General features: G+C 64.1%; 20 protein-coding genes. 13 read left to right on the top strand and 7 right to left on the bottom strand.

Annotation, left to right across the window (positions count from 1 at the left end; translation table 11 throughout):
* The first annotated feature begins 5 nt into the window (after positions 1-5).
* The 6 genes from VJS90_RS08905 to VJS90_RS08880 all read left to right on the top strand — a co-directional run bounded on the left by VJS90_RS08905 (position 6) and on the right by VJS90_RS08880 (position 9,903).
* Entirely contained in the window at positions 6-1,943 is a 1,938-nt protein-coding gene (locus VJS90_RS08905) for a type VI secretion system tip protein VgrG (RefSeq protein WP_324121096.1), read from the top strand.
* Between the two features lie 14 nt (positions 1,944-1,957).
* Complete coding sequence (locus VJS90_RS08900; RefSeq protein ID WP_324121094.1) at positions 1,958-2,392, top strand: DcrB-related protein; 435 nt, start codon at positions 1,958-1,960, stop codon at positions 2,390-2,392.
* Between the two features lie 12 nt (positions 2,393-2,404).
* Positions 2,405-6,781, top strand: coding sequence for an RHS repeat-associated core domain-containing protein (locus tag VJS90_RS08895; RefSeq protein WP_324121092.1), 4,377 nt, complete (start codon positions 2,405-2,407; stop codon positions 6,779-6,781).
* Complete coding sequence (locus VJS90_RS08890) at positions 6,778-7,920, top strand: ankyrin repeat domain-containing protein (RefSeq protein ID WP_324121090.1); 1,143 nt, start codon at positions 6,778-6,780, stop codon at positions 7,918-7,920. The genes VJS90_RS08895 and VJS90_RS08890 overlap by 4 nt, the downstream gene beginning before the upstream one ends.
* Before the next feature lie 44 nt (positions 7,921-7,964).
* The gene (locus VJS90_RS08885) at positions 7,965-8,816 is read left to right on the top strand and encodes a LysR family transcriptional regulator (protein WP_324121089.1); all 852 of its coding nucleotides are present in this window, start codon (positions 7,965-7,967) and stop codon (positions 8,814-8,816) included.
* A 91-nt stretch (positions 8,817-8,907) separates the two neighbouring features.
* A complete protein-coding gene (locus tag VJS90_RS08880) occupies positions 8,908-9,903 on the top strand; it encodes an aldo/keto reductase (RefSeq protein WP_324121087.1) in 996 nt (331 codons plus the stop codon).
* 13 nt (positions 9,904-9,916) lie between these two features.
* Here VJS90_RS08880 and VJS90_RS08875 read toward each other — a convergent pair whose 3' ends face one another.
* Together VJS90_RS08875 and VJS90_RS08870 are read right to left on the bottom strand one after the other, a co-directional pair.
* Positions 9,917-11,338: a sugar porter family MFS transporter gene (locus VJS90_RS08875; RefSeq protein ID WP_324121085.1), complete on the bottom strand. Its 1,422-nt coding sequence runs from the start codon at positions 11,336-11,338 to the stop codon at positions 9,917-9,919.
* A 182-nt stretch (positions 11,339-11,520) separates the two neighbouring features.
* Complete coding sequence (locus VJS90_RS08870) at positions 11,521-11,889, bottom strand: histone-like nucleoid-structuring protein, MvaT/MvaU family (protein WP_324121083.1); 369 nt, start codon at positions 11,887-11,889, stop codon at positions 11,521-11,523.
* Positions 11,890-12,066: 177 nt separating this feature from the next.
* Here VJS90_RS08870 and VJS90_RS08865 point away from each other — a divergent pair, with 177 nt between their 5' ends.
* The 5 genes from VJS90_RS08865 to VJS90_RS08850 all read left to right on the top strand — a co-directional run bounded on the left by VJS90_RS08865 (position 12,067) and on the right by VJS90_RS08850 (position 18,103).
* Positions 12,067-12,396 carry a FeoA family protein gene (locus tag VJS90_RS08865; protein WP_414704925.1) on the top strand — a complete coding sequence of 110 codons (330 nt, stop codon included), beginning with the start codon at positions 12,067-12,069 and terminating at the stop codon, positions 12,394-12,396.
* Positions 12,396-14,225, top strand: coding sequence for a ferrous iron transporter B (gene feoB, locus VJS90_RS08860; protein WP_324121080.1), 1,830 nt, complete (start codon positions 12,396-12,398; stop codon positions 14,223-14,225). Before VJS90_RS08865 ends, feoB begins: the two co-directional genes overlap by 1 nt.
* On the top strand, positions 14,222-14,410 hold the full coding sequence (locus tag VJS90_RS21860) for a FeoB-associated Cys-rich membrane protein (RefSeq protein WP_414704924.1): 189 nt from the start codon (positions 14,222-14,224) through the stop codon (positions 14,408-14,410). Before feoB ends, VJS90_RS21860 begins: the two co-directional genes overlap by 4 nt.
* Before the next feature lie 409 nt (positions 14,411-14,819).
* Entirely contained in the window at positions 14,820-15,785 is a 966-nt protein-coding gene (locus VJS90_RS08855; RefSeq protein WP_324121078.1) for an endonuclease, read from the top strand.
* Between the two features lie 182 nt (positions 15,786-15,967).
* Positions 15,968-18,103: a TonB-dependent siderophore receptor gene (locus VJS90_RS08850; RefSeq protein ID WP_324121075.1), complete on the top strand. Its 2,136-nt coding sequence runs from the start codon at positions 15,968-15,970 to the stop codon at positions 18,101-18,103.
* Between the two features lie 60 nt (positions 18,104-18,163).
* Here the strand turns inward: VJS90_RS08850 and VJS90_RS08845 are convergent, their stop codons facing one another.
* The 4 genes from VJS90_RS08845 to VJS90_RS08830 form a co-directional block, all read right to left on the bottom strand.
* Entirely contained in the window at positions 18,164-18,352 is a 189-nt protein-coding gene (locus tag VJS90_RS08845) for a DUF1289 domain-containing protein (protein WP_324121073.1), read from the bottom strand.
* On the bottom strand, positions 18,336-18,725 hold the full coding sequence (locus VJS90_RS08840; RefSeq protein WP_324121071.1) for a hypothetical protein: 390 nt from the start codon (positions 18,723-18,725) through the stop codon (positions 18,336-18,338). Before VJS90_RS08840 ends, VJS90_RS08845 begins: the two co-directional genes overlap by 17 nt.
* A 359-nt stretch (positions 18,726-19,084) precedes the next feature.
* Positions 19,085-20,506, bottom strand: a complete 1,422-nt coding sequence (locus VJS90_RS08835) for an amino acid permease (protein WP_324121069.1) — start codon at positions 20,504-20,506, stop codon at positions 19,085-19,087.
* Positions 20,507-20,714: 208 nt separating this feature from the next.
* Positions 20,715-21,137: an Lrp/AsnC family transcriptional regulator gene (locus VJS90_RS08830; protein WP_324121067.1), complete on the bottom strand. Its 423-nt coding sequence runs from the start codon at positions 21,135-21,137 to the stop codon at positions 20,715-20,717.
* A 197-nt stretch (positions 21,138-21,334) separates the two neighbouring features.
* Here VJS90_RS08830 and VJS90_RS08825 point away from each other — a divergent pair, with 197 nt between their 5' ends.
* Together VJS90_RS08825 and ctlX are read left to right on the top strand one after the other, a co-directional pair.
* Positions 21,335-22,387: an ornithine cyclodeaminase gene (locus VJS90_RS08825; RefSeq protein ID WP_324121065.1), complete on the top strand. Its 1,053-nt coding sequence runs from the start codon at positions 21,335-21,337 to the stop codon at positions 22,385-22,387.
* Between the two features lie 36 nt (positions 22,388-22,423).
* The gene (gene ctlX / locus VJS90_RS08820) at positions 22,424-23,362 is read left to right on the top strand and encodes a citrulline utilization hydrolase CtlX (protein ID WP_414704923.1); all 939 of its coding nucleotides are present in this window, start codon (positions 22,424-22,426) and stop codon (positions 23,360-23,362) included.
* Between the two features lie 48 nt (positions 23,363-23,410).
* Here the strand turns inward: ctlX and VJS90_RS08815 are convergent.
* A partial coding sequence (locus VJS90_RS08815; RefSeq protein ID WP_324121063.1) for a histone deacetylase family protein occupies positions 23,411-24,295 on the bottom strand: 885 nt, incomplete at its 5' end.

Raw genomic sequence — 24,295 nt, 5'->3', positions numbered from 1 at the left:
TCTTCATGTTGTTCAAGCAACTCACGCGCCTGGCGCAGATCCACAGTCCTCTGGGCCCGGACGTTTTGATCCTCGGCGAAATGGGCGGCAGCGAAGAGCTCGGCCGCCTGTTCGACTACGAGCTGCACCTGACCAGCGAAGACCCGGCCATCGACCTCAACCAGCTGCTCGGCAAGCCGATGAGCCTGTCCCTTGAGCTGGGCATGGGTGGCGCGCGGTATTTTCATGGCATCGTCGCGCGCTGCAGCCAGTCGGTCGACAGGGGGCAGTTCGCCAGCTATCAGGTGACGCTGCGGCCCTGGCTGTGGTTGCTGACACGCACCAGCGACTGCCGGATCTTCCAGCACCAGAGCGCGCCGCAGATCATCAAGCAGGTGTTTCGCGACCTCGGTTTCTCCGACTTCGAAGACGCCTTGAGCCGCACCTACCGCGAGCGCGAATATTGCGTGCAGTACCGCGAGACCAGCTTCGACTTCGTCAGCCGGCTGATGGAGGAAGAAGGCATCTATTACTTCTTCCGCCATGAACAGGCGCGCCACGTGCTGGTGCTGGCCGATGCCTACGGCGCCCACCAGCAGGCCCCCGGCTACGAGTCGGTGCCTTTCTACCCGCCCGATGGCCAGCACCGCGAGCGCGACCATATCAATGACTGGCACCTCGCGCAGGAAGTGCAGTCAGGCTCGCTGGAGCTCAACGACTACGACTTCCAGCGGCCCAGCGCGCGCATCGACGTACGCTCGGCAATGCCGCGCCCGCACCAGGCGGGCGACACCCCCCTGTACGACTACCCCGGCGCCTACGCGCAATCGGAGGATGGCGAGCACTATGCGCGCACGCGCCTGGAATCGATCCAGAGCCTGCACGAGCGGGTCGAGCTGCGCGGCAACGCCCGCGGCCTGGGCGGCGGTCACCTGTTCAGCCTCACAGGCTTCACCCGCCAGGACCAGAACCGCGAGTACCTGATCGTCTCCGCCCGCTACTACGTGGTGCAGGAACGCCTGGAAACCGGTGCCGCCAGCGGCGCGGCGCAGTTCGAGAGCAACCTTGGCTGCATCGATGCCCAGCAGAGCTACCGCACGGTCCCGAGCACCCTGAGGCCGATCGTCAAGGGCCCGCAGACCGCCGTGGTGGTGGGCCCGGCCGGCGAGGAAATCTGGACCGACCAGTACGGCCGGGTGAAGGTGCACTTCCACTGGGACCGGCACGACCAGTCCAACGAAAACAGCTCCTGCTGGATTCGCGTGTCCCAGGCCTGGGCCGGCAAGAACTGGGGGTCGATGCAGATCCCGCGGATCGGCCAGGAGGTGATCGTCAGCTTCCTCGAAGGCGACCCTGACCGGCCGATCATCACCGGACGGGTCTACAACGCCGAGCAGGCCGTGCCCTACGACCTGCCCGGCAACGCCACCCAGAGCGGCATGAAGAGCCGCTCCAGCAAAGGCGGATCGCCGGCCAACTTCAATGAAATCCGCATGGAAGACAAGAAGGGCGCCGAGCAGCTGTATGTGCACGCCGAGCGCGACATGGACACGGTGGTCGAGCAGAACGAGACCTTGTCGGTGGGCGCGAACCGGGCCCAGACGGTTGCCCTGCTGGAAACCATCACCATCGGCCAGGACCGTATCCGCGCGGTGCGCCGTGACGACATGCTGCTGGTCGGGGCAAGCAAGACCGACAGCATCAGCACCAGCTACCTGATCGAGGTGGGTGAAAACCTGCGCCTGGTCTGCGGCAAGAGCGTGATCGAGCTCAACGCCAGCGGGCAGATCAACATCAGCTGCGAGCAGTTCAGCTTCCATGCCGGCAAGGATGCGGAAATCAACACCGGCGGCACCCTCGACCTGAACGTCGGCAGCGGTGCGCAAACCTCGGCCAATGGCCAGGGCGTGAAATCCACCATCGATGACTCGGTGAAGGCGATCTTCCCCGAGACCCGCAAGTGACGAGACAGTACCCCATGAGCTACCGCGTCAACGAGTTCCGCTTCGCCCTGCCCGATGCTCAGGTGCAGGACACCAGCATCAACATCCTGCGCTTCGACGCGCTGGGTACCTCGCTGGTGATTAGCCGCAGCCTGCTGGGCGACGGCGAAACGCTGCAGAGCAACTTTGACGGTCAGCTGCAGCGCCTTCGCCAGCAGGTCAAGGACCTGCGCTTCCAGCCCGCCCAGGCGGTACGGGTGGGCGCGGCCCAGGAGGTCGATGCCATCGAACTGAGCAGCCAGTTCAGCCGGGGCCAGGAGAAGGTCTACCAGTACCAGCTTGCGCTGGTGCTGCCGGGCACCCGCAAGATGCTGGCCCTGAGCTACGTCAAGGCGCAGCCGCTGGGCGAGCCGGAAGCCGCGCACTGGGCGCAGCTCAAGCTGTCGCTCGATTTCGACAACCTCGGCTGACAGGCAAAACGGATGTCCGACGCTCTCTGGGCGGCCCGCGAAGGCGACGCGCTGCTGCACACCTCGATGATGGCCGACATTCTCGGCGGTGTGCTGGAGGTGGCCGCCAACGTGGTCATCGGCGCCCTGGCCACCGCTGCCGTGGGCGCGGCCCTGGGCATTACCGTGGTCACTGGCGGCCTGGGCTGCTTCGTGCTTGGCGCGGTGGTCGGTCTGGTGGTCGGCGTGGTCATGGCCAAGTCCGGCGCCGACACCGGCCTGAGCCGATTATGCGAGGGCATCGGCAATGCCCTCTTTCCGCCCTCGGTGCAGGCCACCATCGCGTCCGGCTCCGACAACACCAGGACCAATGGCAAACGCGCCGCCCGCGCCGCTGGCGTAGTACTGGCGCCGCTGGTGCCTCTGGGGAACGGCACCGAGGGTGAGGCCGGCGAGGCAGAACCGGAAGAGAGCTTCCTGGACATCGCCAAGGGCTTCTTCTCGCAGATGTGGCGCCCCACCGTCGCCTCGTCCGCGCCCAACACAGCGCCAGCGCCGGACGACAAGGTAGTGTGCGCCAAGCACCCGCCGATGCCGCCGCACTACCTTGCCGAGGGGTCGAGCAAGGTCATGATCAACGGCCACCCCGCCGCGCGCAGCGGTGACCGCAGCACCTGCGAGGCGGTCATCGTCGACGCAGGTCTGGTCTCCAGCAACGTGCGCATCGGCGGCGGCGCCACGGTCGTGCGCGAGATACGCAGCGGCAAGACGCCCGGCATCGGCCTGGCGATCACCGCCCTGATGCTGCTGCGCGGGCGCGGCGGCAAGTTCTACAGCAAGTTCGGCTGCATGCTGATCGGCGGTGTCACCAACCTGGTCACCGGCCAGGTCAGCAGCGCCCTGACCTCGGCCATCGTCGGCTCGCCCCATCCGGTCCATGTGCCTACCGGCGCGAAGATCCTCAATGGACCCGAGGAACTCGACTTCGACCTGCCAGGGATGATCCCGCTGCGCTGGCAGCGCCATTACAACAGCCATGGCGAACGCGAGCCCGGACTGCTGGGCCAGGGCTGGAGCGTCGAGTACGAGGTCTTCATCGACATCCAGCCACACCCGGCAGGCGGCGAACGGTTGCTGTTCATCGACGAGCAGGCGCGCTGCATCGACATGGGCGACATTCCCCCAGGCGATGCGCGCTACAGCGCCAGCGAGGGCCTGGGCGTGCGCCGGGAGCGCAATGGCGAAGTGCTGATCGAGGATCGTGACGGCCGCTATCGTCTGTTCCAGCCCACGCCCGGGCAACCGACCCGCCTGCGCCTGAGCCAGCTGGGCGACCGCAACGACAACCGTGTACTCCTCGACTACGACGATCTTGGGCGCCTGCGTGGTCTGCGCGACGCCTTCGGCCTGGTCGAGCTGCTGCTGCACTACAGCGACGCGTGGCCGGCGCGACTCAGCCATATCGAACGGCGCTTCGGCGATGGCGACAGCGTTCGGCTGGTCAGCTATGGCTACGACACTGCCGGCCAGCTGGCTGACGTGCACGCCGCCAATGGTCACATCACACGACGCTTCGACTATGACGCCGGCCTGCGGATGACCGGGCACCAGCTGCCGACCGGACTGCGCTGCTACTACGAATGGGCCCTGGCCGAGGATGGCTGGCGCGTGGTCCGCTACTGGAGCGATGCCGGAGACCAGTATCGCTTCGAGCATGATGTCGAGGCGGGGGAAACCCGCGTTACCGACGGCCTGGGCCGGGTGGGCACGCGCCACTGGAACAGTCAGTACCAGATCACCCGCCATACCGACGCCCTGGGCCTGACCTGGCGCTTCGACTGGAACGACGAACGCCAGTTGCTCGGGGCCACCGACCCGGCGGGTGGGCAGTGGCGGTTCAACTACGACGAGTCCGGCAACCTCGTGCAGACCCTCGACCCGCTGGGCCGCAGCGAATCGACCGAGTGGCTGGAGCACTGGGCCCTGCCGCGCCAGCGTACCGACCGCGGCGGCAACACCTGGCACTACCGCTACGACCCACGCGGCAACTGCACCTGCCGCACCGACCCGCTGGGCCATCGCACGCGGGTGCGTTACGACGGGCACGGGCGCGCCATCGCCGTGACGGACGCCAGCGGCAAGACTCGGCATCTCAAGTGGAATGACCTTGGCCGCCTCACGGAACTGGTCGACTGCTCCGGCTACCCGACCCGCCTCGAGTACGATCGCAATGGCCACCTTTCCAGCTCGATCGACGCCCTGGGCGAACGCACCCAGTACCGCCGCGACCTCCATGGCCGGCTGCTCGAGGTGCTCCACCCCGATGGCCGCCGCGAGCAGATGGACTACGACGACAGCGGCCAGCTGGTGCGCCACACCGACCCGGGAGGCCACAGCCAGCGCTACCAGTACGACCGCCGCGGCCTGCTGCTGCGCCAGGTCGATGCACTGGAACGTTCTGTCGAACGCCACTATGACCCTTACGGCCGGCTGCTCACCCTGACCAACGAGAACAGCGAACCCTACCGTTTCAGCTGGGACGCAGGGGATCGACTGGTCGAGCGCCAGGACCTGGACGGCAGCGCGCGGCGTTACCACCATGACGCCCTCGACGGCCTGCTTGGGGTGGATCAGTTACCGGCGCCCCACGGGGCTGGCCTGAGCCTGGTGCCCGAGGTACCGCCGGCCGCCATCATCCACCGTTTCGAGCGCGATGCCGGTGGCCGCCTGGTGGCCAGGATCACCGACGACGGCCGTACCGACTACCAGTACGACGCGCTCGACCGAATGCTGTCGGTGTGCTCCGTCGACGCCCAGGACCACCGCGAACAGCTTGATTTCGCCTACGATGCGCTGGGCCGGATCGTCAGCGAGCAGAGCGCTGACGGCGCCTTGCACCATGAGTACGACGAGCTGGGCAACCGTGTGCGCAGCCGGTTGCCGGATGGGCGTGTGCTCAACCAGCTCTACTATGGCAGTGGCCACCTGCACCAGATCAATCTGGACGGTGTGCTGATCAGCGACTTCGAGCGCGACCGCCTGCACCGTGAAATCCACCGGACCCAGGGCGAACTGGAAACCCGCAGCGACTATGACCGCGCCGGCCGCCTGCGGGCGCGCCTGAGCCGGGCCCGCTCTGCGGCGGCGCACCTGCCCTCGCCTTTGCAGCAACGTTTCGAATACGACCTGCAGGACAGCCTGAGCGGGCGCTTCAATCAGTCGCCGGGGGCGCAGCAACAACAATGGCTGCTGCACGACGCCACCCAGCGCGTGGTGGCGTGCCAGACGCCCGGTGGAATCGACGAGCGCTTCGCCTATGACCCCGCGGGCAACCTGCTCGATGGCACCGCACCGGGCCTGGTGCGGCACAACCGTGTGCTCACCTACCAGGACAAACGCTATCGCTACGATGCCTTCGGCCGACTGGTCGAGAAGCGCAGCGCCCGCCGCGGTGTGCAGCGCCTGCGCTATGACGCCGAGCAGCGCCTGGTGGAGGTGCGCAGCCTGCTAGGCGGCCGTGAGCGAGTGGTCCGCATGCGCTACGACCCGCTGGGACGACGCGTGGAAAAACGCGAGCATGACGCCGAGGGCCGCTTGCTCGGCGAGACCCGGTTCAGCTGGGACGGCTATCGCTTGCTGGGTGAACGGCGCAATGGCCTGCAAAGTCTTTTCCTCTACCCCGACGGCAGCTTCGAGCCGCTGGCCCGGGTCGACGGCAGCGGCGCGCACCAACAGGTGCGTTACTTCCACAACGACCTGAGCGGGCTGCCCGAGCGCCTCACCGACAGTGCCGGCGAGCTGCTCTGGCAGACACGCTACCAGGTGTGGGGCAACACCGTGGCCGAAGCGCGCGAACCGGCCCACGTAGAAGAGCAGAACCTGCGTTTCCAGGGCCAGTACCTGGACCGCGAGACCGGCCTGCACTACAACCTGTTCCGCTATTTCGACCCGGACATCGGACGCTTCACCCAGCCCGACCCGATCGGCCTGGCCGGGGGCCTGAACCTGTACCGCTACGCGCCCAACCCGGCCACCTGGATCGACCCGCATGGCCTGGCGGTCTGCCGGATGAGCAAGAAGGACCGCGACGACATGGGCGATGCGCCCGTTGGCATGGACAAGCCGCACCGCCACCACGTGGTGCGCGAAGCGGCGCCCAGAAACTGGAAGCCCGAGAACCGGGCCTATATCCTCGATGCGCAGAAAATCATGAAAGACCTGGGTATCGACATCAACACCGATCCACGCAACTTCACCTGGGCCGAAAATGGCGGCCGCACCCACAGCGTCTCTGCCGCCAAGGAAGTCTTCACCCGCCTTGCCGAGGTCAAGCACCAGGGCCTGCAGGGGGTGGAGCGTGTGCTGGGCGAGCTTCGCAACGAATTCAGACAGGGGATGGTCGGCCAATGACCGATTCGCAAGCACTTTACGCAGAGCACCAGAGCCTGCTCGACAGCCTCTACACAGCGGTGGAAACAGGCGACCTGGCGCAGGTCCGGCACTTCGCCGACACCTACCCTGCACTGCTGTCACTGACGCGTTTCGGCAATCCTGAGGCCGAAGGCCTGTTGCATGTCGCGGCGCGTTACGGCCAGGACCAGATATGCGTGTTGCTCCTCGAGCGCGGCCTGGAGCTGGATCGGCCGGCGCTGCGCCATGGCCGCGCCACCGCGCTTGAACTGGCCGCCAGCGGCGGGCATCTGGACACCTGCCAGACCCTGTTGCACGCCGGCGCGCAGGTCGAGGGTCAACCCGACAGCATTTGCGGTCCGCTGCATGGCGCAGCCATCAACGGGTACCACGACGTCGTCGAGCTGCTGCTGTGCCACGGCGCGGACGCCAATCGCCTGCACCGACGGCTGAACAAGAGCCCGCTGGATTCGGCGATCACCTGGAACCACCCGGCCACCGCGCAGCTGCTTCGCAGCCACGGCGCCCGGAGCATCAGCGACACCGGCGATGACGACGTCCCCGAAGGTGGCAACTCCATTCTCAACTACGTCCAGGAGACCGTTGGCCGAGTATTGCCGCTCGTCTTCAGCCCTGCCAGAGAAGACCCTGGCGCCAGCCTGCACGTCAGCCTGGTGGGCGGCAAGAACGACTTCAAGCTGCTGTTCACCCTCGGCCTGTTCCAGGCGGCGCCGATGACCGAGCTGTTCATCTGCCTGCCCGGCGACTGGGCCCTGCCCCACGTCGACAGTGGCCCGGACGACCCGTGGCGCTTCCCGGTGCGGCTGCTGTCACGCCTGACCCGCCGCACCCTCGAGCAGGGTCCGCTGGCCGAGGGCACGCTGGTGCGGCGCGACGATACCGCCTTTGCCGACCTGCCCTGGCCAACCCAGGTCGATGCCATGCTCGTGGTGGACAAGCCCTGGAACACCCGCGGCAGCGACGAGGATATCCCCGAGGACGAAAAGGTCTACCTGTTCACCTTGGCCCCCGTGAAGTTCACCCGCCAGGGCGCACCGAGCGGCGACGCACTGGCCGCGCTGGTGGAGCGCAAGCGCAAGGCCAGCTGGAAGGCCCTGGCACTGGATATGCCGCTGTAGGTTCCAGCGCGGTATCATCGGGCTTCTGAAACAAAGGCATGGCTATGTTCGACTGGGAAGATCTGCGCTATTTCTCCGCCTTCGTGGCCGCGGGCTCGCTGTCGGCGGCCGCCAAGGCGCTGGGTGTCGATCATGCGACGGTGGCGCGGCGGATTTCATCGCTCGAGGCCTCCCTCAACCTCAAGCTGGTCGACCGCCGTCCCCGGGCCTATGCCGTCACGGAGCAAGGCCGCCGTGTCGCAGAATTCGCGGACCAGATGACGCTGTCATCCTTCGCGCTCGAGCATTTCGCAAGCTCCGGGCAGGAGCAGGTCGAAGGCGAGGTCGTCCTGTCCGCGCCCCCTGCCCTGCTCGGCAGCATGATCGCCCGGCGCCTCGGCGAGCTGTACCAGCGCTATCCGCAGCTGCGCCTGAAACTGGTCGGCAGCAAGTCGCGCGCCTCGCTGGCGCGACGCGAGGCGGACATTGCCATCGGGCTGACCCGGCCCACCGAGCCCACGCTGGTGGCGAGCCTGCTGGGGCATCTGGACTACCGGCTCTACGCGTCGCCCTCCTACCTGCGCACCTTTGAACAGCCGGCTTACATCGGCTACGACGCGTCCCAGGCCAGGTCGCCCCAGCAGCGCTGGCTGAACGAGCAGGCGGGCCACCGTCCTTTCGCGCTGCAGAGCAACGACCTGCGCATCCAGGCCCAGGCTGCCGCGGGCGGAGTCGGCATTGCCTGCCTGCCAGCCTTCATGGCCCAGGAATACGGGCTTGACCCTGTACGGGACGACGGCGACTCGATGAGCATCGAGATCTGGCTGGCGGTCCACGAGGACGTGCGCGACACGCCACGCATCAAGGCGGTGACCGACTTCGTGAACCGCCACATGCGCCCCCTCCTGCGCTTGTGAATTTCTGCAGAGCACGCTTGCACCGATACGGAATTTTCGCAGGGCCGAATCAGCGCTAGTCTCCTCCCACGACCAATACGAGGAGAGTGCAATGCAGTACGTCAAGCTGGGAACCACAGGCCTGGATGTCTCGAAACTGTGCCTGGGCTGCATGACTTTCGGCGAGCCGGACGCCGGCACCCATCCGTGGACCCTGGGCGAGGACGCCAGCCGTCCGATCATCCGCCACGCCGTCGAACAGGGGATCAACTTCTTCGATACCGCCAACAGCTACTCGGCGGGTACTTCGGAAATCATCCTGGGCAAGCTGCTGAAGGAGTTCACCCGCCGTGATGAAACCGTCATCGCCACCAAGGTGTATTTCCCGGCCAACATGTGGGAAGGCGCTTCGCGGCCGAACGAGCAAGGCCTGTCGCGCAAAGCGATTCTCTCCAGCATCGACGCCAGCCTGACCCGCCTGGGCGTCGACCATGTCGACCTGTACCAGATTCACCGCTGGGACTACACCACGCCGATCGAGGAGACCATGGAAGCCCTGCACGACGTGGTCAAGGCGGGCAAGGCGCGCTACATCGGCGCCTCCTCGATGTACGCCTGGCAGTTCGCCAAGGCGCAGCACGTCGCCGCCAGCAACGGCTGGAGCCGGTTCGTGTCGATGCAGAACTACCTCAACCTCATCTACCGCGAGGAAGAGCGCGAGATGATCCCGATGTGCATCGACCAGGGTGTCGGCCTGATGCCCTGGAGCCCGATGGCCCGCGGCCGCCTGACCCGGCCCCATGGCGAGCAGACCGCGCGCACGCGCAGCGATGTGTCTGGCCAGTCGTTCTATGAAGGCACCGAGGCCGAGGATGGCAAGGTGATTGGCGTGGTCGAAGAGATCGCCCAGGAGCGCGGGGTGCCGATGGCGCAGGTCGCGCTGGCGTGGGTGCTGGGCAAACGTGGGGTGTCGGCGCCGATCGTCGGCGCCTCCAAGGTCGCCCAGCTCGATGACGCGATCGCGGCGCTCGACCTCCCGCTGACCGAGGCCGAGACCGCGCGGCTTGAGGCACTGTACGTGCCGCATGCCGTGGTAGGGTTCAAGTAGCATCCAGCGGGGGTTACAGCTCCCGCTTCATATGCTTCTCGATCTGCTCCAGCGACTTGCCTTTCGTCTCCGGCAAGCAGAAGAACACGAACGCCAACGACCCCAGGTTGATCACCGCAAACACAAAGAACGTAGGGTTGCCCAGCCATGCCACCGCGATCGGGAAACTGAAGGCGACGGTGGCGTTGAACAGCCACTGCATGGACACCGCGGCACCGGACAGCACGCCCCTGACCTGCATCGGGAACAGTTCGGACATCAGCAGCCAGTACACTGGCGCGATGCACATCTGCATGAACAGCAGGAACACCAGGATGCAGGCCAGGGCGGTATAGCTTTGCACAAGGTTCTGCGGCATGAACAGCATCACGCACCCCAGGGCCGCTTGCATCAGGATGACCGCCACCAGCCCGGTCATCAGCAGGTGGCGACGGCCATAACGGCCAATGGCCCAGATCCCCAGCAGCGTGGCAATCACCGATACTATCCCGTTGCCAATGGTCGCGGTCAGCGCGGCATTGGTGCCAAGGCCTGTGCTCTTGAGGATCAGCGGCGTGTAGTACATGAAGGCGTTGACGCCGGTGAACTGCGCGGTGAACCCCAGCCCGATGCCAATGAACAGCAGCTTGATCACCCACTTCTGGCGCAGCAGCTGTTTTTTCGAAGGCCTATTGCGGGCTTGCTCGGCCTGGGCCTTCATTTCCTCCACTTCGCGGTGTGCTTCGGCCTTGCTGTCGCGCAATTGCTCGAGCACGCCTTGCGCCTCGTCGAAACGTCCTTTCAAGGCTAGCCAGCGCGGCGAGGCCGGCACGAAGAAGGTCCCCACCAGCAGCAAGACCCCCGGCACCATGGCGATGGCGAGCATGTAGCGCCAGATATCAGGTGTATGCAGCAGCGCCGCCATCACCGCGCTGAGCGTGTAGGCGAGCAGCTGGCCGCTGACGATCATCAGTTCGTTACGGCTGACCAGCCGGGCCCGGCGCGATGCCCCGGCGATCTCGGCGATGAACACCGGCACGGTTGCCGACCCTCCCCCCACCGCGATACCCAGGACGAAACGCGCGGCGACCATGAAGGGCACCGACGGGGCGGTGGCCGTCGACAGTGCGCCGATGATGAACAGCACCGCCAACGCGCGAAGCGTGATCCGTCGCCCGAAGCGGTCGGACAGGTAGCCACTGGCGAGCGAGCCGAAGGCCGCCCCGACGATCAGCGAGGCGGTGATCAGGCCCTCGGTGAAGGCATTCAGGCCCAGCCCGCCTTGGCTTGCGGGCAGCGTCATGAACGGTAGCGCACCGGCGATGATCCCGGTGTCGTAGCCGAACGCCAGCGCGCCCATGGTTGCGACGAGAACAGAAATGAAGATGAGCCGACGTGAAGACGCACGTTGTTCGTTATGTTGCGCGGGGGATGAATAACTGACACTTGAAGACATGAAGCCACATCCGAAACGTGGAACTAGCGTTGTGCTAGTGCGCATGGAAAGTCTTAGGGGGGCCTTCAGCGCGGTAGTTCCGTTGAACGGTTGTGGGCAGGAGGGAAATAAAGCCCTTGTTGATCCAAATGAAATAGCCCCACCGAGGTGGGGCTAGCGAAGGTGTGGCAATGCCTGGCCGGTTACTTGCCCAGCCAGGATTCCACTTCCTCGGCGCCGTATTCGGCTTTCCACTGCTTGAGCAACTTGTGGTTACCGCCTTTGGTCTCGATCAGCTCACCGTTGTGAGGATTCTTGTAGACCTTGACTTCACGCGCCTTGCGCGTGGCCTTTTGCGGCGCGGCAGCGGCTGGCGCGCGGCGGCCGGCCTGCGGGTCGAGGATATTGATGATCTCGCGCAGGCTGAAGCCGTATTTTTCCAGCAGGGCGCGCAGTTTGGTTTCGAATTCGATTTCGGCCTTGAGTTCGGAACTGCCCTTCATGACTTCAAGCTCAGCAAGCTGAGCCGCGAGTTTTTGCTCTAGTTGACGAAATTCTGCCAAACGCGACATGGATTAGTTTCCTTGGATTCGGGACGGACGAATATACAGTAGCAGCCTGCTAGTGGATTTGCCGAGGGGTAACGGCTTAATTATTTTGAAACTAGGCAATCGCATGGGTTCATTCGAAAGCAGTTTACAGCTTGAACGCTGCGCTTTTTTAACCTCACGGGGCGCAGCCGGTTCAGCATGAAGATGTTTTCATGTTACTTGCATCGACCTGCCATGGGCCCTAGGATCCCCGCAAATCTTAATCATTATCATCCTCTGGACACCACTATGCGTTTGTGTGATTTGCCACGCCGTCAGGAAGCCTGTGTGACGCAGGTCGAGCGATCGGGCGATGCCGACCCGGTCAGTCAGCGTCTGCAGGACATCGGCTTCGTGCCTGGCGAGCGCGTGTCGGTGGTCGCACGAGCCCCTTGGGGTGGCGACCCGGTGCTCATCCAGGTGGGCGGTACCCGTTTCGCGCTGCGCCGGGACGAAGCCAGGATGGTCCTGGTGGAAGTGGGCGCCTGATGGCCGACCTGCGCCTGGCCCTGGTGGGCAATCCGAACTGCGGCAAGACGGCCTTGTTCAACCTGTTGACGGGTGCCCGGCAGAAAGTGGCCAACTACGCCGGGGCGACGGTCGAGCGCAAGGAGGGCACGGTGACGATGGCCTCCGGTGCCCGTTGCCGGGTGCTGGACCTGCCTGGCACCTACAGCCTGTCCTCGATGAGCCAGGATGAACACGTCACCTTGAAAGTGCTTCAGGGCGAGTATCCCGGAGAAGCCCGCCCCGACCTGTTGCTCTGCGTCGCCGATGCCACGAACCTGCGCCTGCACTTGCGCTTCGTGCTGGAGGTGCAACGCTTGGGCTTGCCCGCCGTGCTGGTGCTGAACATGGCCGATGCCGCGCGCAAGCGTGGCATCCGGATCGACCGGGACAGGCTCTCGGCCGAGCTGGGGATGCCCGTGATAGAGACGGTCGCAATTCGTCATGACGGTGCCCGGCAACTCGTCGAAGCCCTCGATGAGTGGGAGACGATCAGGCCCGCGCCGGCTGTAGACCCGGCGGCGGACCTGCACGCGCGCGTGCGCGACATCCTTGATGCGAGCGTGACGATGCCGCAGCTCTCGAATGATCGCGTCGATGCCATCGACCGCTGGCTGATCCATCCGGTGGTGGGCCCACTGGTGCTGGTGGCCGTGATGTTCCTGATTTTCCAGGGCGTGTATTCGATCGGCAAGCCGATCACGGACTGGGTCGCCGACAGCTTCGACCTGCTGGCGACGCTCGCCAGCAGTGTCCTGCCCGCCGGGCCCTTGCAAGGTCTGATCTGTGACGGCCTGATCAGTGGCCTTGGCACCGTGCTGGGTTTCATGCCCGAGATCCTGGTGCTGTTCTTTTTCATCTTCGTGCTGGAAGAGTCCGGGTACCTGCCCCGCGCGGCGTTCATCCTCGACAGGCTGATGCGCAGCGTCGGCCTCACCGGGCGGTCGTTCATCCCACTGCTCTCGAGTTTCGCCTGCGCGATCCCGGGGATCATCGGCGCGCGCAGCATCAGCGACCGTTATGACCGGCTCACCACCATCCTGGTCGCGCCCTTGATGACCTGCTCGGCCCGCCTGCCGGTGTACGCGCTGCTGATCGGCGCGGTGATACCGGATGTGCGCGTGGGGGGCGTGTTCGGCTTGCAGGGCATTGTCCTGCTCGGGCTGTACCTGCTGGGCATCGTCGGCGCCATGGCGGTCGGCTGGGTGTGCAAGCGCCTTCGGCCCACGGCCATGCAGCAACCGGTGCTGATGATGGAGCTCCCGGCGTACCGCCTGCCGCGAGCGCGTGATCTGGCGTTGAAGCTGTGGGAGCGGGGTTACCTGTTCCTGAAGAAGCTGACCGGGGTGATTCTCGCGCTGACGGTCATCATGTGGGTGATCGCCAGCTTCCCCAGCGCGCCAGCGGGCGCCACTGGCGCGGCCATCGACTACAGCGTGGCGGGTTACCTGGGCAAGGCCCTGCAGCCGTTGTTCGCGCCGTTGGGCTTCAACTGGCAGATCACCCTGGCGCTGATCCCGGCGTTCGCCGCCCGTGAAACTGCCGTCGCCACCCTGGCCACGGTGTACTCGGTGGCCAGCGCCGACGATGTCGCGTCCTTGAGCCAGGCGCTGAGCGCGCAAGTGTCACTGGCCAGCGCGCTCTCGCTGATGGTGTGGTTCGCCTTCGCACCGCAGTGCATGTCGACGCTTGCCGTGATCCGCAAGGAAACGGCCAGCTGGCGCCAGGTCGGGTTGGCGTTCGGGTACATGTTTGCCGTGGCCTATGGGCTTGCGTTGTTGACCTATCAACTGGCCGAGACGGTGTCATGAGTAGCGGACTGATTGCGCAGTACGTGGTTATTGCAGCTGTGGTTATCTATGCGGCGGCGTTCTTGTGGCGACGCTTGAAGCCGTCCAAGGGCAGTGACTGCGGCAGCGGTTGTGGCTCGTGTTCCTCGGGCTGCCAACCTCCTGAGCGAATTCCTGTCCGGAGTGTGGACGCTCGCGAGCGATAGACTGACCCCTCACGGCCCGGCATCGCCGGGCCCTCTGAGAGCAACTGTCTTCTACCGAAGTAATCACAGTCCCCGGCCCGGCATAGCCGGGCCCTGTAGGCGCGTGCCTTGTGCCGCGAAACGAGGGCAGAGCCCTCGCCGGGGCGCAGGGTTACCGTGTTGTGCGGTGGTGGCAGGGAACACCGAATGTAGCCATCTGCACTTTCCAGCATCTAACGACTTCAGGACCGCTTCGCCCTCGATCGCACCACAAGACACGCCCAACCAGCACGTCGCATCCAACCAAGCGAATATTCGCACTACCTATCAGCCAGAGCCGCCAATAAAAAAACAACTTGGCCACTTGCCCTGCCCCCTAAAACGTCTCCCCCGTATACTGCGCGCCCCCACATCAAGATAACGCGTCGCCATGATCAAACTGCTGTCCGCCCTGCTACTCGCCCTTTCAATCACTACCCCCGCCCACGCCAATCCCCCCTCGACCTTCACCGAAGCCAAGGCCGTTGCCAAACAGAAGATCTACCTCGACCAGGCTAACAGCGCCATGGGCGAACTCTACTGTGGTTGCAAGTGGACCTGGGTCGGCAAGTCCGGCGGCCGGGTAGACCCCAAGTCCTGTGGCCTGCAGGCACGAAGCCAACAAACCCGCGCCGACCGTACCGAGTGGGAACACATCGTCCCGGCCTGGACGTTCGGCCACCAGCGCCAGTGCTGGAACAACGGTGGACGCAAGCATTGTGTCGATGACGATCCGGTCTTCCGTGCCATGGAAGCCGATCTCTTCAACCTTTACCCTTCCGTGGGCGAAGTGAACGGCGACCGCAGCAACTTCAACTACGGCATGGTCTCCGGCGTTGACTCGCAATACGGCCAGTGCAAGACCCGCGTCGACTTCAAGCAACGCGCCGCAGAACCCCGTGACGAGGTCAAGGGACTGGTCGCGCGAACCACGTTCTACATGTTCGACCGGTACAAGCTGAACATGTCACGTCAGCAGCAACAATTGTTCATGGCCTGGGACAAACAGCACCCGGTCAGCACCTGGGAGAAGGAACGCAACCGCCGCATCGCCGCGATCATGGGCCACTCCAACCCCTTCGTGACCGGCGAACGCAGCTGGACGCCCGGCTACAAGCCCAAAGGTGATGGCGTCGTCAGCGCCATCCCGGCGAAAAGCTCGAAACCTGCGGTGCAACCGACGGTCGCCAGCGCCTCGGCGGGCGGTGCGATCATCGGCAACAGCAGCAGCCACCTGTATCACCTCCCTGAAGGCTGCCCCAGCTACGGCAAGGTGTCAGTGAAGAACCAGGTCACGTTCCGCTCCGAACCCGCGGCGCAAGCGGCGGGCTACCGCAAGGCCGGGAACTGCAAGTAGCGAAGACTCTCAGGCTGGCACGATTCGGGTGCCAGCCTGCCTTCCAGGCCGATGGCACAGCACTTGCCAATGCACTGCCATTGGCATTGGCAGAAATGACTCAGACACGTTGTATTTGGGAATTATTTACAAGTAGTATCAAGGCGCATTCCTCCCCCTCCCCCTGATCAGGTCGTAAATCGATGCGCCGCACGATCGTTTCGCTGTGCCTGCTACACGCCGCCCCTCTGACCGCCTGGGCAGCTTCAACCCCTCCAGACAGCTCGAACATCCAGCTGGACGCTGTAAACATCAGCGCGGATGCCGGCGACGTGGAGCGCGCCGACGGCCTGGTCCTTGGCTACAAGGCCAGCCGCTCGGCGAGCGCCACCCGCACCGACACGGCGCTGCATGAAACACCGCAGTCGATCAGCGTGGTGCCCAAGGATGTACTGGAAGACACCGCCTCCACTCGCCTGCAGGATGCGCTGGACTACGCGGGCGGGGTTGGGCGCGCCAACAACTTTGGCGGCCAGGGACTGACCACCTTCACCGTGCGCGGCTTTACAACGGGCGAGTTCTACCGCAATGGCTTCCCGATCAATCGCGGCTACCCGAACGCGCCCGACGCCAACACCGTCGAACGCCTCGAAGTGCTGCGCGGCCCCGCCACCAGCCTGTATGGCCGGGGCGATCCTGGCGGCACTTTCAACGTGGTCAGCAAGCAACCCCTGAGCGAGAACAAGGTCACGCTCGGCAGCCAGCTGGACGACCAGGGCATGCACCGCGCCACCCTGGATGCCACCGGCCCGCTCAGCGAGGACGGCCGCCTGGCCTACCGCCTGAACGTGCTGGGCGAAGGCGGCGAAAGCTTCCGCGATGACGTGCGGACCGAGCGCTACGACGTCGCGCCGGTGCTGTCCTGGCAGGTCAACGACAGCACCCGGATCGTCTTCGAGGGTGACTTCATGCGCAACAACCACCCCCTGGACCGCGGTCTGACCCGCTACCCGACACAGCGCGGCAGCGCCTCGCGTGACACCAACATCTGGGAAAAAGGCAGCGACAACCTGCTGCACAACGACAACGACATGGCGCAGCTGCGCTTCGAGCATTTCCTCAACGACGACTGGACCCTGGCCGGCGGCCTGCAGTGGCTCGACGGCACGCTCAAGGGCAACGCCGTGGAGGCCAACGGCCTGCAAGCGGACGGGCGCACCCTGGGGCGCAACTTCAACTACCGCAAGCTGGAATGGACTGACCGCGACTATCAGCTCAACCTCACCGGTCACTTCGACACCGGCGGTTACGCCCACACGCTGCTGACCGGGATCGAGTACGAGGACTACGACTACAACTCGATTATTCAGCGCTCCGCGGCGGGCAATGGCGCCTACCCGATCGATCTGTTCAACCCGGTCCTGGGCCAGGCCCGCCCTGCCCTCACGCGCACCACCACCTACGACAAGGAAAACCTCAAGACCTGGGCCGCGTTCGTCCAGGACCAGGTGGCCCTGACCGATCGGCTGAAGGCCTTGGCGGGTGTGCGTTTCGAGCGCTTCGAGCATGACTACGATGACAAGCTCAACAACGTGCGTGACTTCACCAAGGCCGAGAACGCCGTCACCCCGCGCTTCGGCCTGATCTACGACCTGACCGATACGCTCGCGGTGTATGCCAACACCGCGCGCTCGTTCAAGCCCAACAGTGGTGCCAGCCAGCAAGGCGGCGGCTTCGACCCGGAGAAAGGCAAGTCATACGAACTGGGCGTGAAGTGGGAGGCGCTCGACCGCCAGCTGAGCATCGATGCCGCGATCTACCACATCGTCAAAGAGAACGTGCTGGCGCGCGATCCGAACGACCCTACCGGCACCTTCAGCATTGCGGCGGGCGAGGTCCGCAGCCGCGGCCTGGACATCAACATCGCCGGTAACCTGACTCCCGAGTGGCGGATGATCGGTGGCTATGCCTACGTCGATGCCGAAGTGACCAAGGACAGCAGCCTGCCCACTGGCACACGCCTGGCCAACATCCCGCGCAACAGCTTCAGCCTGCTCAACACCTACGAGTTCCAGGACGGGCTGGCCAAAGGACTGGGCCTGGGCTTCGGCGTCAAGTACGTGGATGACCGCGCCGGGCAGACCGCCGCGCAGACCTATACCATGGAGCGATACACCGTGGTCGACCTGCTGAGCTTCTACCAGCTCAACGAACATGTGCGCCTGAACCTGGACGTGAAGAACGTGTTCGACAAAGGCTACGACGAAGGGGCGTTCAACACTTACGTCTACCCCGGCGCGCCACGCACCGTGCAGGCGGGGATTGCCTACACCTTCTGATGTGGCCGGGCATTGGCTTTGTGGCGCATGGGCCTTTCACTGGCCCATGCGTCGTGGCCGCTAGCGCTTGTTCTTTTTCTTGGCGAGGGTCTTCATGCGCGCCGCCGCGTTTTGCACCGTCGCCATCTTCTCCGGCCGTTTCATGCCGCGCCATTTGCGGATTTCTTCACGGGTGCGGCCGCAGCTTACGCACATCTCGCTGTTGAGCTGGCACAGCGAAACGCAGGGATTCTCAATGTCTTTGGCCATGCTTGCCGCCCGCCCTGTGCCGTGAATTCAATCGTGCCGCCCAGTCGCCGCCGTGCTGGGAGGCGCAGCGCTCCTCGGAGTCGAGTTCGACGTGGGGCTTGATGCTCGCGACAGCAATGCCGATGTCCTCGAAGGCCGCCAGGGTGAGCGCCTGAAGGGTCATGGCACCCTGGTTGGCGATCGCGGCGTTCATGCTGTTGTCGCTGTCGAATACCCAGGTCACCACCAGGCTTTCCGGGAACCGGGCGTAGTCCACGCGATGAGTCAGCCAGGTAAAGCCGGTGATTTCATGTTTGGCTGTTTCGCAGGCATGGGTGAGCGCGCGCACCAGTTCGCGCTCGATACCTGAGTATTGTCGTTTCGAGGAGGCCATGTGCCGCTCCGCCGTTGATATCCAGAGGCGTGCCGGGCTGCCAGCACGCTGTTGCAGCGCGCAAGCCTGAGGCATCAGGCGGGATTTGCCAATCGGTGTTGGCGGAGGCTTGCGATATCCGACGAAACCACTGATGGCGCGAAGGGGTCTAGAGGTTTAAGCCCATCTGAAGTGAGTAGCCCCATGCTGAAATTTCTAGGCGGTACCGTTGGTGTGATTTTCCTGATTGGCCTGATCGTGGTGATCGCGCTGTTCAAGCTGGTGTTCTGATTACCTGGAAGGCCGCCGTGCCTTCATGAGACATCCAAGGCATTCACAGGGGCCTGCGCACAAACGCAGGCCCCTGTCTTTGTCCCGCGCTAGGAGGCCGTCGTGGCCGCCATGCGCCGAGCCCCCGCGTTGGCCCGATGACGGTACGCGAGCAGCAGCCCCAGGTACCACAGGGGCATGACATACAGGGCCGCGCGTGTATCGGGCTCGATCGCGAGCAGGCACAGCACGAAGATCAGGAACGCTTGCGAAGCCCCCGCGGTCATCCTGCCGCCTGGAAGCTTGAACCCGGACCGCTCATGCGCTTCGGGGCACTGGCGACGGTAGGCGAAGTAGGACATCAGAATCAGCGACCAGGTGACGATGATCATCACCGCCGAGATGGTCGACACCAGCGTGAACACGGTCATGACCTCTGGGATGATGAACAGCAAGGTCAGCGCGATGGCCATGCACACGCCCGAGAACATCAGCGCCCTGACCGGCGTGCCTGCCCTGGACAGGCGCCCGAATCCCGCGGGCGCCTGTTGCTGGTGGGACAGGCCGAACAGCATTCGCGAGCCGGAGTAGACGCCACTATTGGCCGACGATGCCGCGGAGGTGAGCACCACGAAATTGATGATGCCCGCAGCCGCTGGCAGCCCGCCCAACAGGAACAGTTCCACGAACGGGCTTCGATTCGCCGGCACGTTGGCCCACGACACCACGCTGATGATGCAGGCCAGGGCGGTGATGTAGAACAGCAGGATGCGAACCGGAATGGTGTTGATCGCCTTGGGCAGTGTTCTCTCGGGATTCTTGGCTTCCGCTGCCGCCGTGCCGATGAGCTCGGTGCCCACGAACGAGAATATCGCGATCTGGAAGCCGCCGAGAAAGCCGATGATCCCATGCGGCAACACCACGCCTGGCGCCACCAGATGACTGAACGACGCCGTCACCCCGGCAGGCGACGTGTAGGACGTGGCGACCATGACCAGGCCGGTCACCACTAGCAGCACGATCGCGACGATCTTGACCAGCCCGAACCAGAACTCCACCTCGCCGAACGCCTTGACCGCCAGCATGTTGAGCGCCAGCAACAGGAACATCGTGGCGAAGGCCGGCAGCCAGGTCGGCATATCCGGATACCAGTACTGCACGAAACCTGCCACGACGACCACGTCGCCCACTGCTGCCACCACCCAGCTCAGCCAGTAGGACCAACTCAGAATGAAGCCCGCGCGGGGGCCAAGGTAGTTGTGAACGAGATCGGCGAACGAGCCCATCTGAAGATTGGCCAGGAGCATTTCGCCCATCGCGCGCATGATGCAGAACACGAAGAAACCGATAATTGCATACACCAGGAGAATGGAAGTTCCCGACAGCGCGATTATCTTGCCCGACCCCATGAACAGTCCCGTGCCAATTGCACCGCTGATCGATATGAGCTGGAGATGCCGGTTTTCAAGCCGTCGTTTCAATACCCCACGCTCTTGCAGAGCCGCGTCTTGCGAGTCGCACGATTGATGCATGTGTAACCTCTTATTCTTTTTCTTTAAGTAGTAACCACCCACGGCCATGCGCTGTTGACACTGGCTTAGTCAACATTGCAAAACGCCCGGGTAATACTCAAGAGCGCCCTTATTCTGCCAGCAGGACCGGTCAACCGGAACGCTACAAACTGCGCACCCAGACACGGATGCTGTGCACTATGTACTGCGTACCTGACGATATGCCCGCTCACATCTTGAAGGTGGAGAGCAGGATGCTGGTCTCCGTGTTCTCGATATGAGGGATCGAGCGGATGGTGTACAGCGCGCGGTCGAAGGACTCGAGCGTGTCGGCGCGCACTTCTGCCATCAGGTCCCAGCGGCCATTGGTGGAGTGGATCGCCACCACGTTGGGATGCCCGCGAAGCGCGTGCTTGACCTCCGCGGCATGATGGCCACTGATGCCGATGCTGGTGATGGCCCGTACCCCTTGCTCCAGCGCGTCCGAGCGCAGACGGATCGTGTAACCGATGATCACACCCTGCTCTTCGAGCCTGTTGATGCGGTTCTGGACCGTTGCCCTGGCGACCTTCAGCTTCTTGGCAAGCGTCATGACTGGCAGACGAGCGTTATCTCGCAACAGCGCGATGAGTTCCTGATCGATCTTGTCCATGATGTAGGCCAGTCTATTCAAATTGCTATTATTGGTTAACAGATTGTCCAGAAAACCGTCAAAATTGGCAACCTGTCTTCTTCATATTGATCCACTCTTTCATCACACTCTTCTTGCTGAACACTTTTCCATCCCCCCTGTATTTATCCCATTCACAGCATCGCGATAAATGCAGGCACATTGACAGGTATAACAAGATGACGTGCTTTATTGATGTTCCGACCATGTCGGACCTGGTGAACGATATTGGCGTGGGGCCTTTCATCGGTGAACTGGCGGCCGCCATTCGAGAGGATTTCAAACGTTGGCAGGACTTTGACAAGTCTGCGCGCGTGGCCAGCCACTCCGAGGTGGGCGTCATTGAACTGATGCCCGTCGCGGACACCAGCCGCTATGCGTTCAAGTACGTCAACGGGCATCCGTCCAATACCGCGCGAGACCTGCATACCGTCATGGCCTTTGGCGTGCTGGCGGAGGTGGACACCGGGTATCCGGTACTGCTGTCCGAACTGACCATCGCCACGGCAATGCGCACCGCCGCGACATCGTTGATGGCCGCGCAAGCGCTGGCACGTCCAGACTCGCGCAAGATGGCGCTGATCGGCAATGGCGCGCAGAGCGAGTTCCAGGCCCTGGCCTTTCACAAGCACCTGGGCATCGAGGAGATCGTCGCCTACGACACCGACCCACTGGCCACCGCCAAGCTGATCCGCAACCTGCAGGCGTACAGCGGCCTGACCATCACGCGGGCCGACTCTGTCGCCGCGGCAGTGAAAGGCGTCGACATCATCACCACGGTGACCGCCGACAAGGCGTACGCCACTATCATCACTCCCGACATGCTCGAGCCCGGGATGCACCTCAACGCGGTGGGTGGGGACTGCCCGGGGAAAACCGAGCTGCACGCCGATGTGCTTCGCGCCTCGCGGGTGTTCGTGGAGTACGAACCGCAGACCCGCATCGAAGGAGATATTCAGCAGTTGCCGTCGGACTTCCCGGTCGTCGACCTGTGGCGCGTATTGCGCGGCGAGGCCGAAGGACGTCAGTACGCGGAGCAGATCACCGTCTTCGACTCCGTCGGTTTCGCGCTCGAGGACTACTCGGTGCTGCGCTACGTGCTTCAACAGGCCGAGAAACGCGCGATGGGCACGAAGATCGACCTGGTGCCCTGGGTGGATGAAGACCCCAAGGACCTGTTCAGCCACACCCGCGGCCGCAACGCCAAGAACCGCATTCGCCGCGTGGCTTGAGCCCCGCGTTCCCGCTCCTGATACCGGTACACTCAGATGCCACTTCCCACGCGTTCGATCCAGGCACCCGCTGCCGTTGTAATGATCAGGCCCCACGCCTTCACCCCCAATCCGGAAACGGCCGCGGACAATTCCTTCCAGCGCGCGCGCCCCGACCTCGCGGCGCAGGCCATCGCCGAGGCCGCGCTCAGCGAAGTCACCCAGGCAGCCGGGCGTCTCGAGGCGGAGGGTGTGCGGGTTCATCTGTTCGATGATCGAGGCGAGCACGACACGCCCGACTCGGTGTTTCCGAACAACTGGTTCTCCACCCACCCCGGCGGGCACGTCGCGCTCTACTCGATGTACTCGAAAAACCGCCGCCGCGAGCGGCGCACGGATGTCATCGAGATGCTCAAGCACCAGTACCGTGTCCAGGACGTGATCGACTACTCCGGCCTGGAACAGGACCAGCTGTTTCTTGAAGGCACCGGCGCCATGGTCTTCGATCATCTGTCCAGGGTGGCCTACACCGCGCGCTCGAACCGCGCCGACCCGATCGCCCTGGAGCGCTTCAGTACCCACTTCAACTTCGAGCCCATGGTGTTCGATACCGCCGACGAACACGGCTCGCCCATCTATCACACCAACGTGCTGATGTGTGTGGCGACAGCGTTCGCGCTGGTCGGCTTCGAATCCTTCACCGACAAGCGTCGCGCCGAGGAAGTCCGTGACCGGCTGATCGAGTCGGGCCGCGATGTGATCGACCTGACCCGTCAGCAGATCAAGGAATTCGCCGGCAATGCCATCGAGCTGTCCGGCCGCGACGGCAGGATCCTTGCGCTGTCGCGCAGGGCGTTCAACAGCCTCACCGATGAACAGCGCCAGCGCATCGAGCTCTCCGCGCGACTGGTGCCGCTCGACGTTCCGACCATCGAGATGGCCGGTGGATCGGTTCGCTGCATGATCGCCGGCATCCATCTCTCGCCGCGCTACTGACCGACCGGCACCGGGAACCCCCCCGCCTGCGACAGGTGGGGGGCTCTGTCAGACAGGACCCGCAATACCATCGTAACCCTGCAGCGTGTTCACCGCGTTGATGCCTATCTCATCCACCATGTAGCCCCCTTCCATGACGAACAGCGTCGCCAGCCCTGCCCTTGCGATAGCCTCGCCCATCTTCACGAAGTCGGCGCTGGTCAGGCGGAAATGGCTGATGGGATCGTGCTCGAACGTATCGACGCCCAGCGAGATGATCAGGAAGTCAGGCTGGCAGGCCTGGATACGTTTCAGGGCATCGGCAAGAGCGACCTCGTAGGTATCCCAGCGAGTGCCTTTGGCAAGCGGGTAGTTCAGGTTGAAGCCCGCTCCGCGCCCGGTACCTTGCTCATGCGCAAAGCCCGCGAAATACGGATACGAGATATGAGGATCACCGTGCAGCGAGACGAACAGCACGTCGTCGCGATCGTAGAAGATGTTCTGCGTGCCATTGCCGTGGTGGAAGTCGACATCCAGGATCGCCACACGCTTCGCCCCGCGGCTGAGGCAGCGCTCTGCCGCAATCGCCGCATTGTTCAGATAGCAGTAGCCGCCCATGTATTCCCGTGCGGCATGATGCCCCGGCGGGCGGCACAGCGCGAAAGCGCCGCGGGCACCGTCGATGATCAGGTCGACACCCGTCAGGGCCACATCCGCGCTGCTGCGCACGGCTTCCCAGGTGCCGTGGGTGATGGGGGCGCCAGCGTCCATTGCATAAAAGCCGAGCTTGCCGTCGATGAAGCCAGGCTCATCGTTGATCGCCAGGTCGCGAACCGGCCAGACCAGGGGCAGCGCGTCGTGCGTCTTGCCGGTCGCGGACCATTCGGCCCACGCATTTTCGAGGAATGTCACATACCGCTCGCTGTGGGCGGCGACATAGCACGACCGGTCGAA

Origin of the sequence: Pseudomonas sp., assembly GCF_035277045.1 — a bacterium.
In the GTDB taxonomy this organism is placed as follows: Bacteria; Pseudomonadota; Gammaproteobacteria; order Pseudomonadales; family Pseudomonadaceae; genus Aquipseudomonas.
The sequence above is the reverse complement of the archived record's forward strand: the minus strand, read 5'-3'. Positions and strand labels throughout refer to the sequence as shown.

Excerpts from the sequence above, each read along its gene's own strand:
- VJS90_RS21860 (WP_414704924.1), top strand. The coding sequence starts at position 14,222 with ATGAGTAGCGGACTGATTGCGCAGTACGTGGTTATTGCAGCTGTGGTT.
- VJS90_RS08840 (WP_324121071.1), bottom strand. The coding sequence starts at position 18,725 with ATGGCCTCCTCGAAACGACAATACTCAGGTATCGAGCGCGAACTGGTG.
- VJS90_RS08880 (WP_324121087.1), top strand. The coding sequence starts at position 8,908 with ATGCAGTACGTCAAGCTGGGAACCACAGGCCTGGATGTCTCGAAACTG.
- VJS90_RS08830 (WP_324121067.1), bottom strand. The coding sequence starts at position 21,137 with ATGGACAAGATCGATCAGGAACTCATCGCGCTGTTGCGAGATAACGCT.
- VJS90_RS08875 (WP_324121085.1), bottom strand. The coding sequence starts at position 11,338 with ATGTCTTCAAGTGTCAGTTATTCATCCCCCGCGCAACATAACGAACAA.
- VJS90_RS08845 (WP_324121073.1), bottom strand. The coding sequence starts at position 18,352 with ATGGCCAAAGACATTGAGAATCCCTGCGTTTCGCTGTGCCAGCTCAAC.
- feoB (WP_324121080.1), top strand. The coding sequence starts at position 12,396 with ATGGCCGACCTGCGCCTGGCCCTGGTGGGCAATCCGAACTGCGGCAAG.
- VJS90_RS08870 (WP_324121083.1), bottom strand. The coding sequence starts at position 11,889 with ATGTCGCGTTTGGCAGAATTTCGTCAACTAGAGCAAAAACTCGCGGCT.
- VJS90_RS08890 (WP_324121090.1), top strand. The coding sequence starts at position 6,778 with ATGACCGATTCGCAAGCACTTTACGCAGAGCACCAGAGCCTGCTCGAC.
- VJS90_RS08850 (WP_324121075.1), top strand. The coding sequence starts at position 15,968 with ATGCGCCGCACGATCGTTTCGCTGTGCCTGCTACACGCCGCCCCTCTG.
- VJS90_RS08835 (WP_324121069.1), bottom strand. The coding sequence starts at position 20,506 with ATGCATCAATCGTGCGACTCGCAAGACGCGGCTCTGCAAGAGCGTGGG.
- VJS90_RS08900 (WP_324121094.1), top strand. The coding sequence starts at position 1,958 with ATGAGCTACCGCGTCAACGAGTTCCGCTTCGCCCTGCCCGATGCTCAG.
- VJS90_RS08905 (WP_324121096.1), top strand. The coding sequence starts at position 6 with ATGTTGTTCAAGCAACTCACGCGCCTGGCGCAGATCCACAGTCCTCTG.
- VJS90_RS08865 (WP_414704925.1), top strand. The coding sequence starts at position 12,067 with ATGAAGATGTTTTCATGTTACTTGCATCGACCTGCCATGGGCCCTAGG.
- ctlX (WP_414704923.1), top strand. The coding sequence starts at position 22,424 with ATGCCACTTCCCACGCGTTCGATCCAGGCACCCGCTGCCGTTGTAATG.
- VJS90_RS08825 (WP_324121065.1), top strand. The coding sequence starts at position 21,335 with ATGACGTGCTTTATTGATGTTCCGACCATGTCGGACCTGGTGAACGAT.
- VJS90_RS08855 (WP_324121078.1), top strand. The coding sequence starts at position 14,820 with ATGATCAAACTGCTGTCCGCCCTGCTACTCGCCCTTTCAATCACTACC.
- VJS90_RS08895 (WP_324121092.1), top strand. The coding sequence starts at position 2,405 with ATGTCCGACGCTCTCTGGGCGGCCCGCGAAGGCGACGCGCTGCTGCAC.
- VJS90_RS08885 (WP_324121089.1), top strand. The coding sequence starts at position 7,965 with ATGTTCGACTGGGAAGATCTGCGCTATTTCTCCGCCTTCGTGGCCGCG.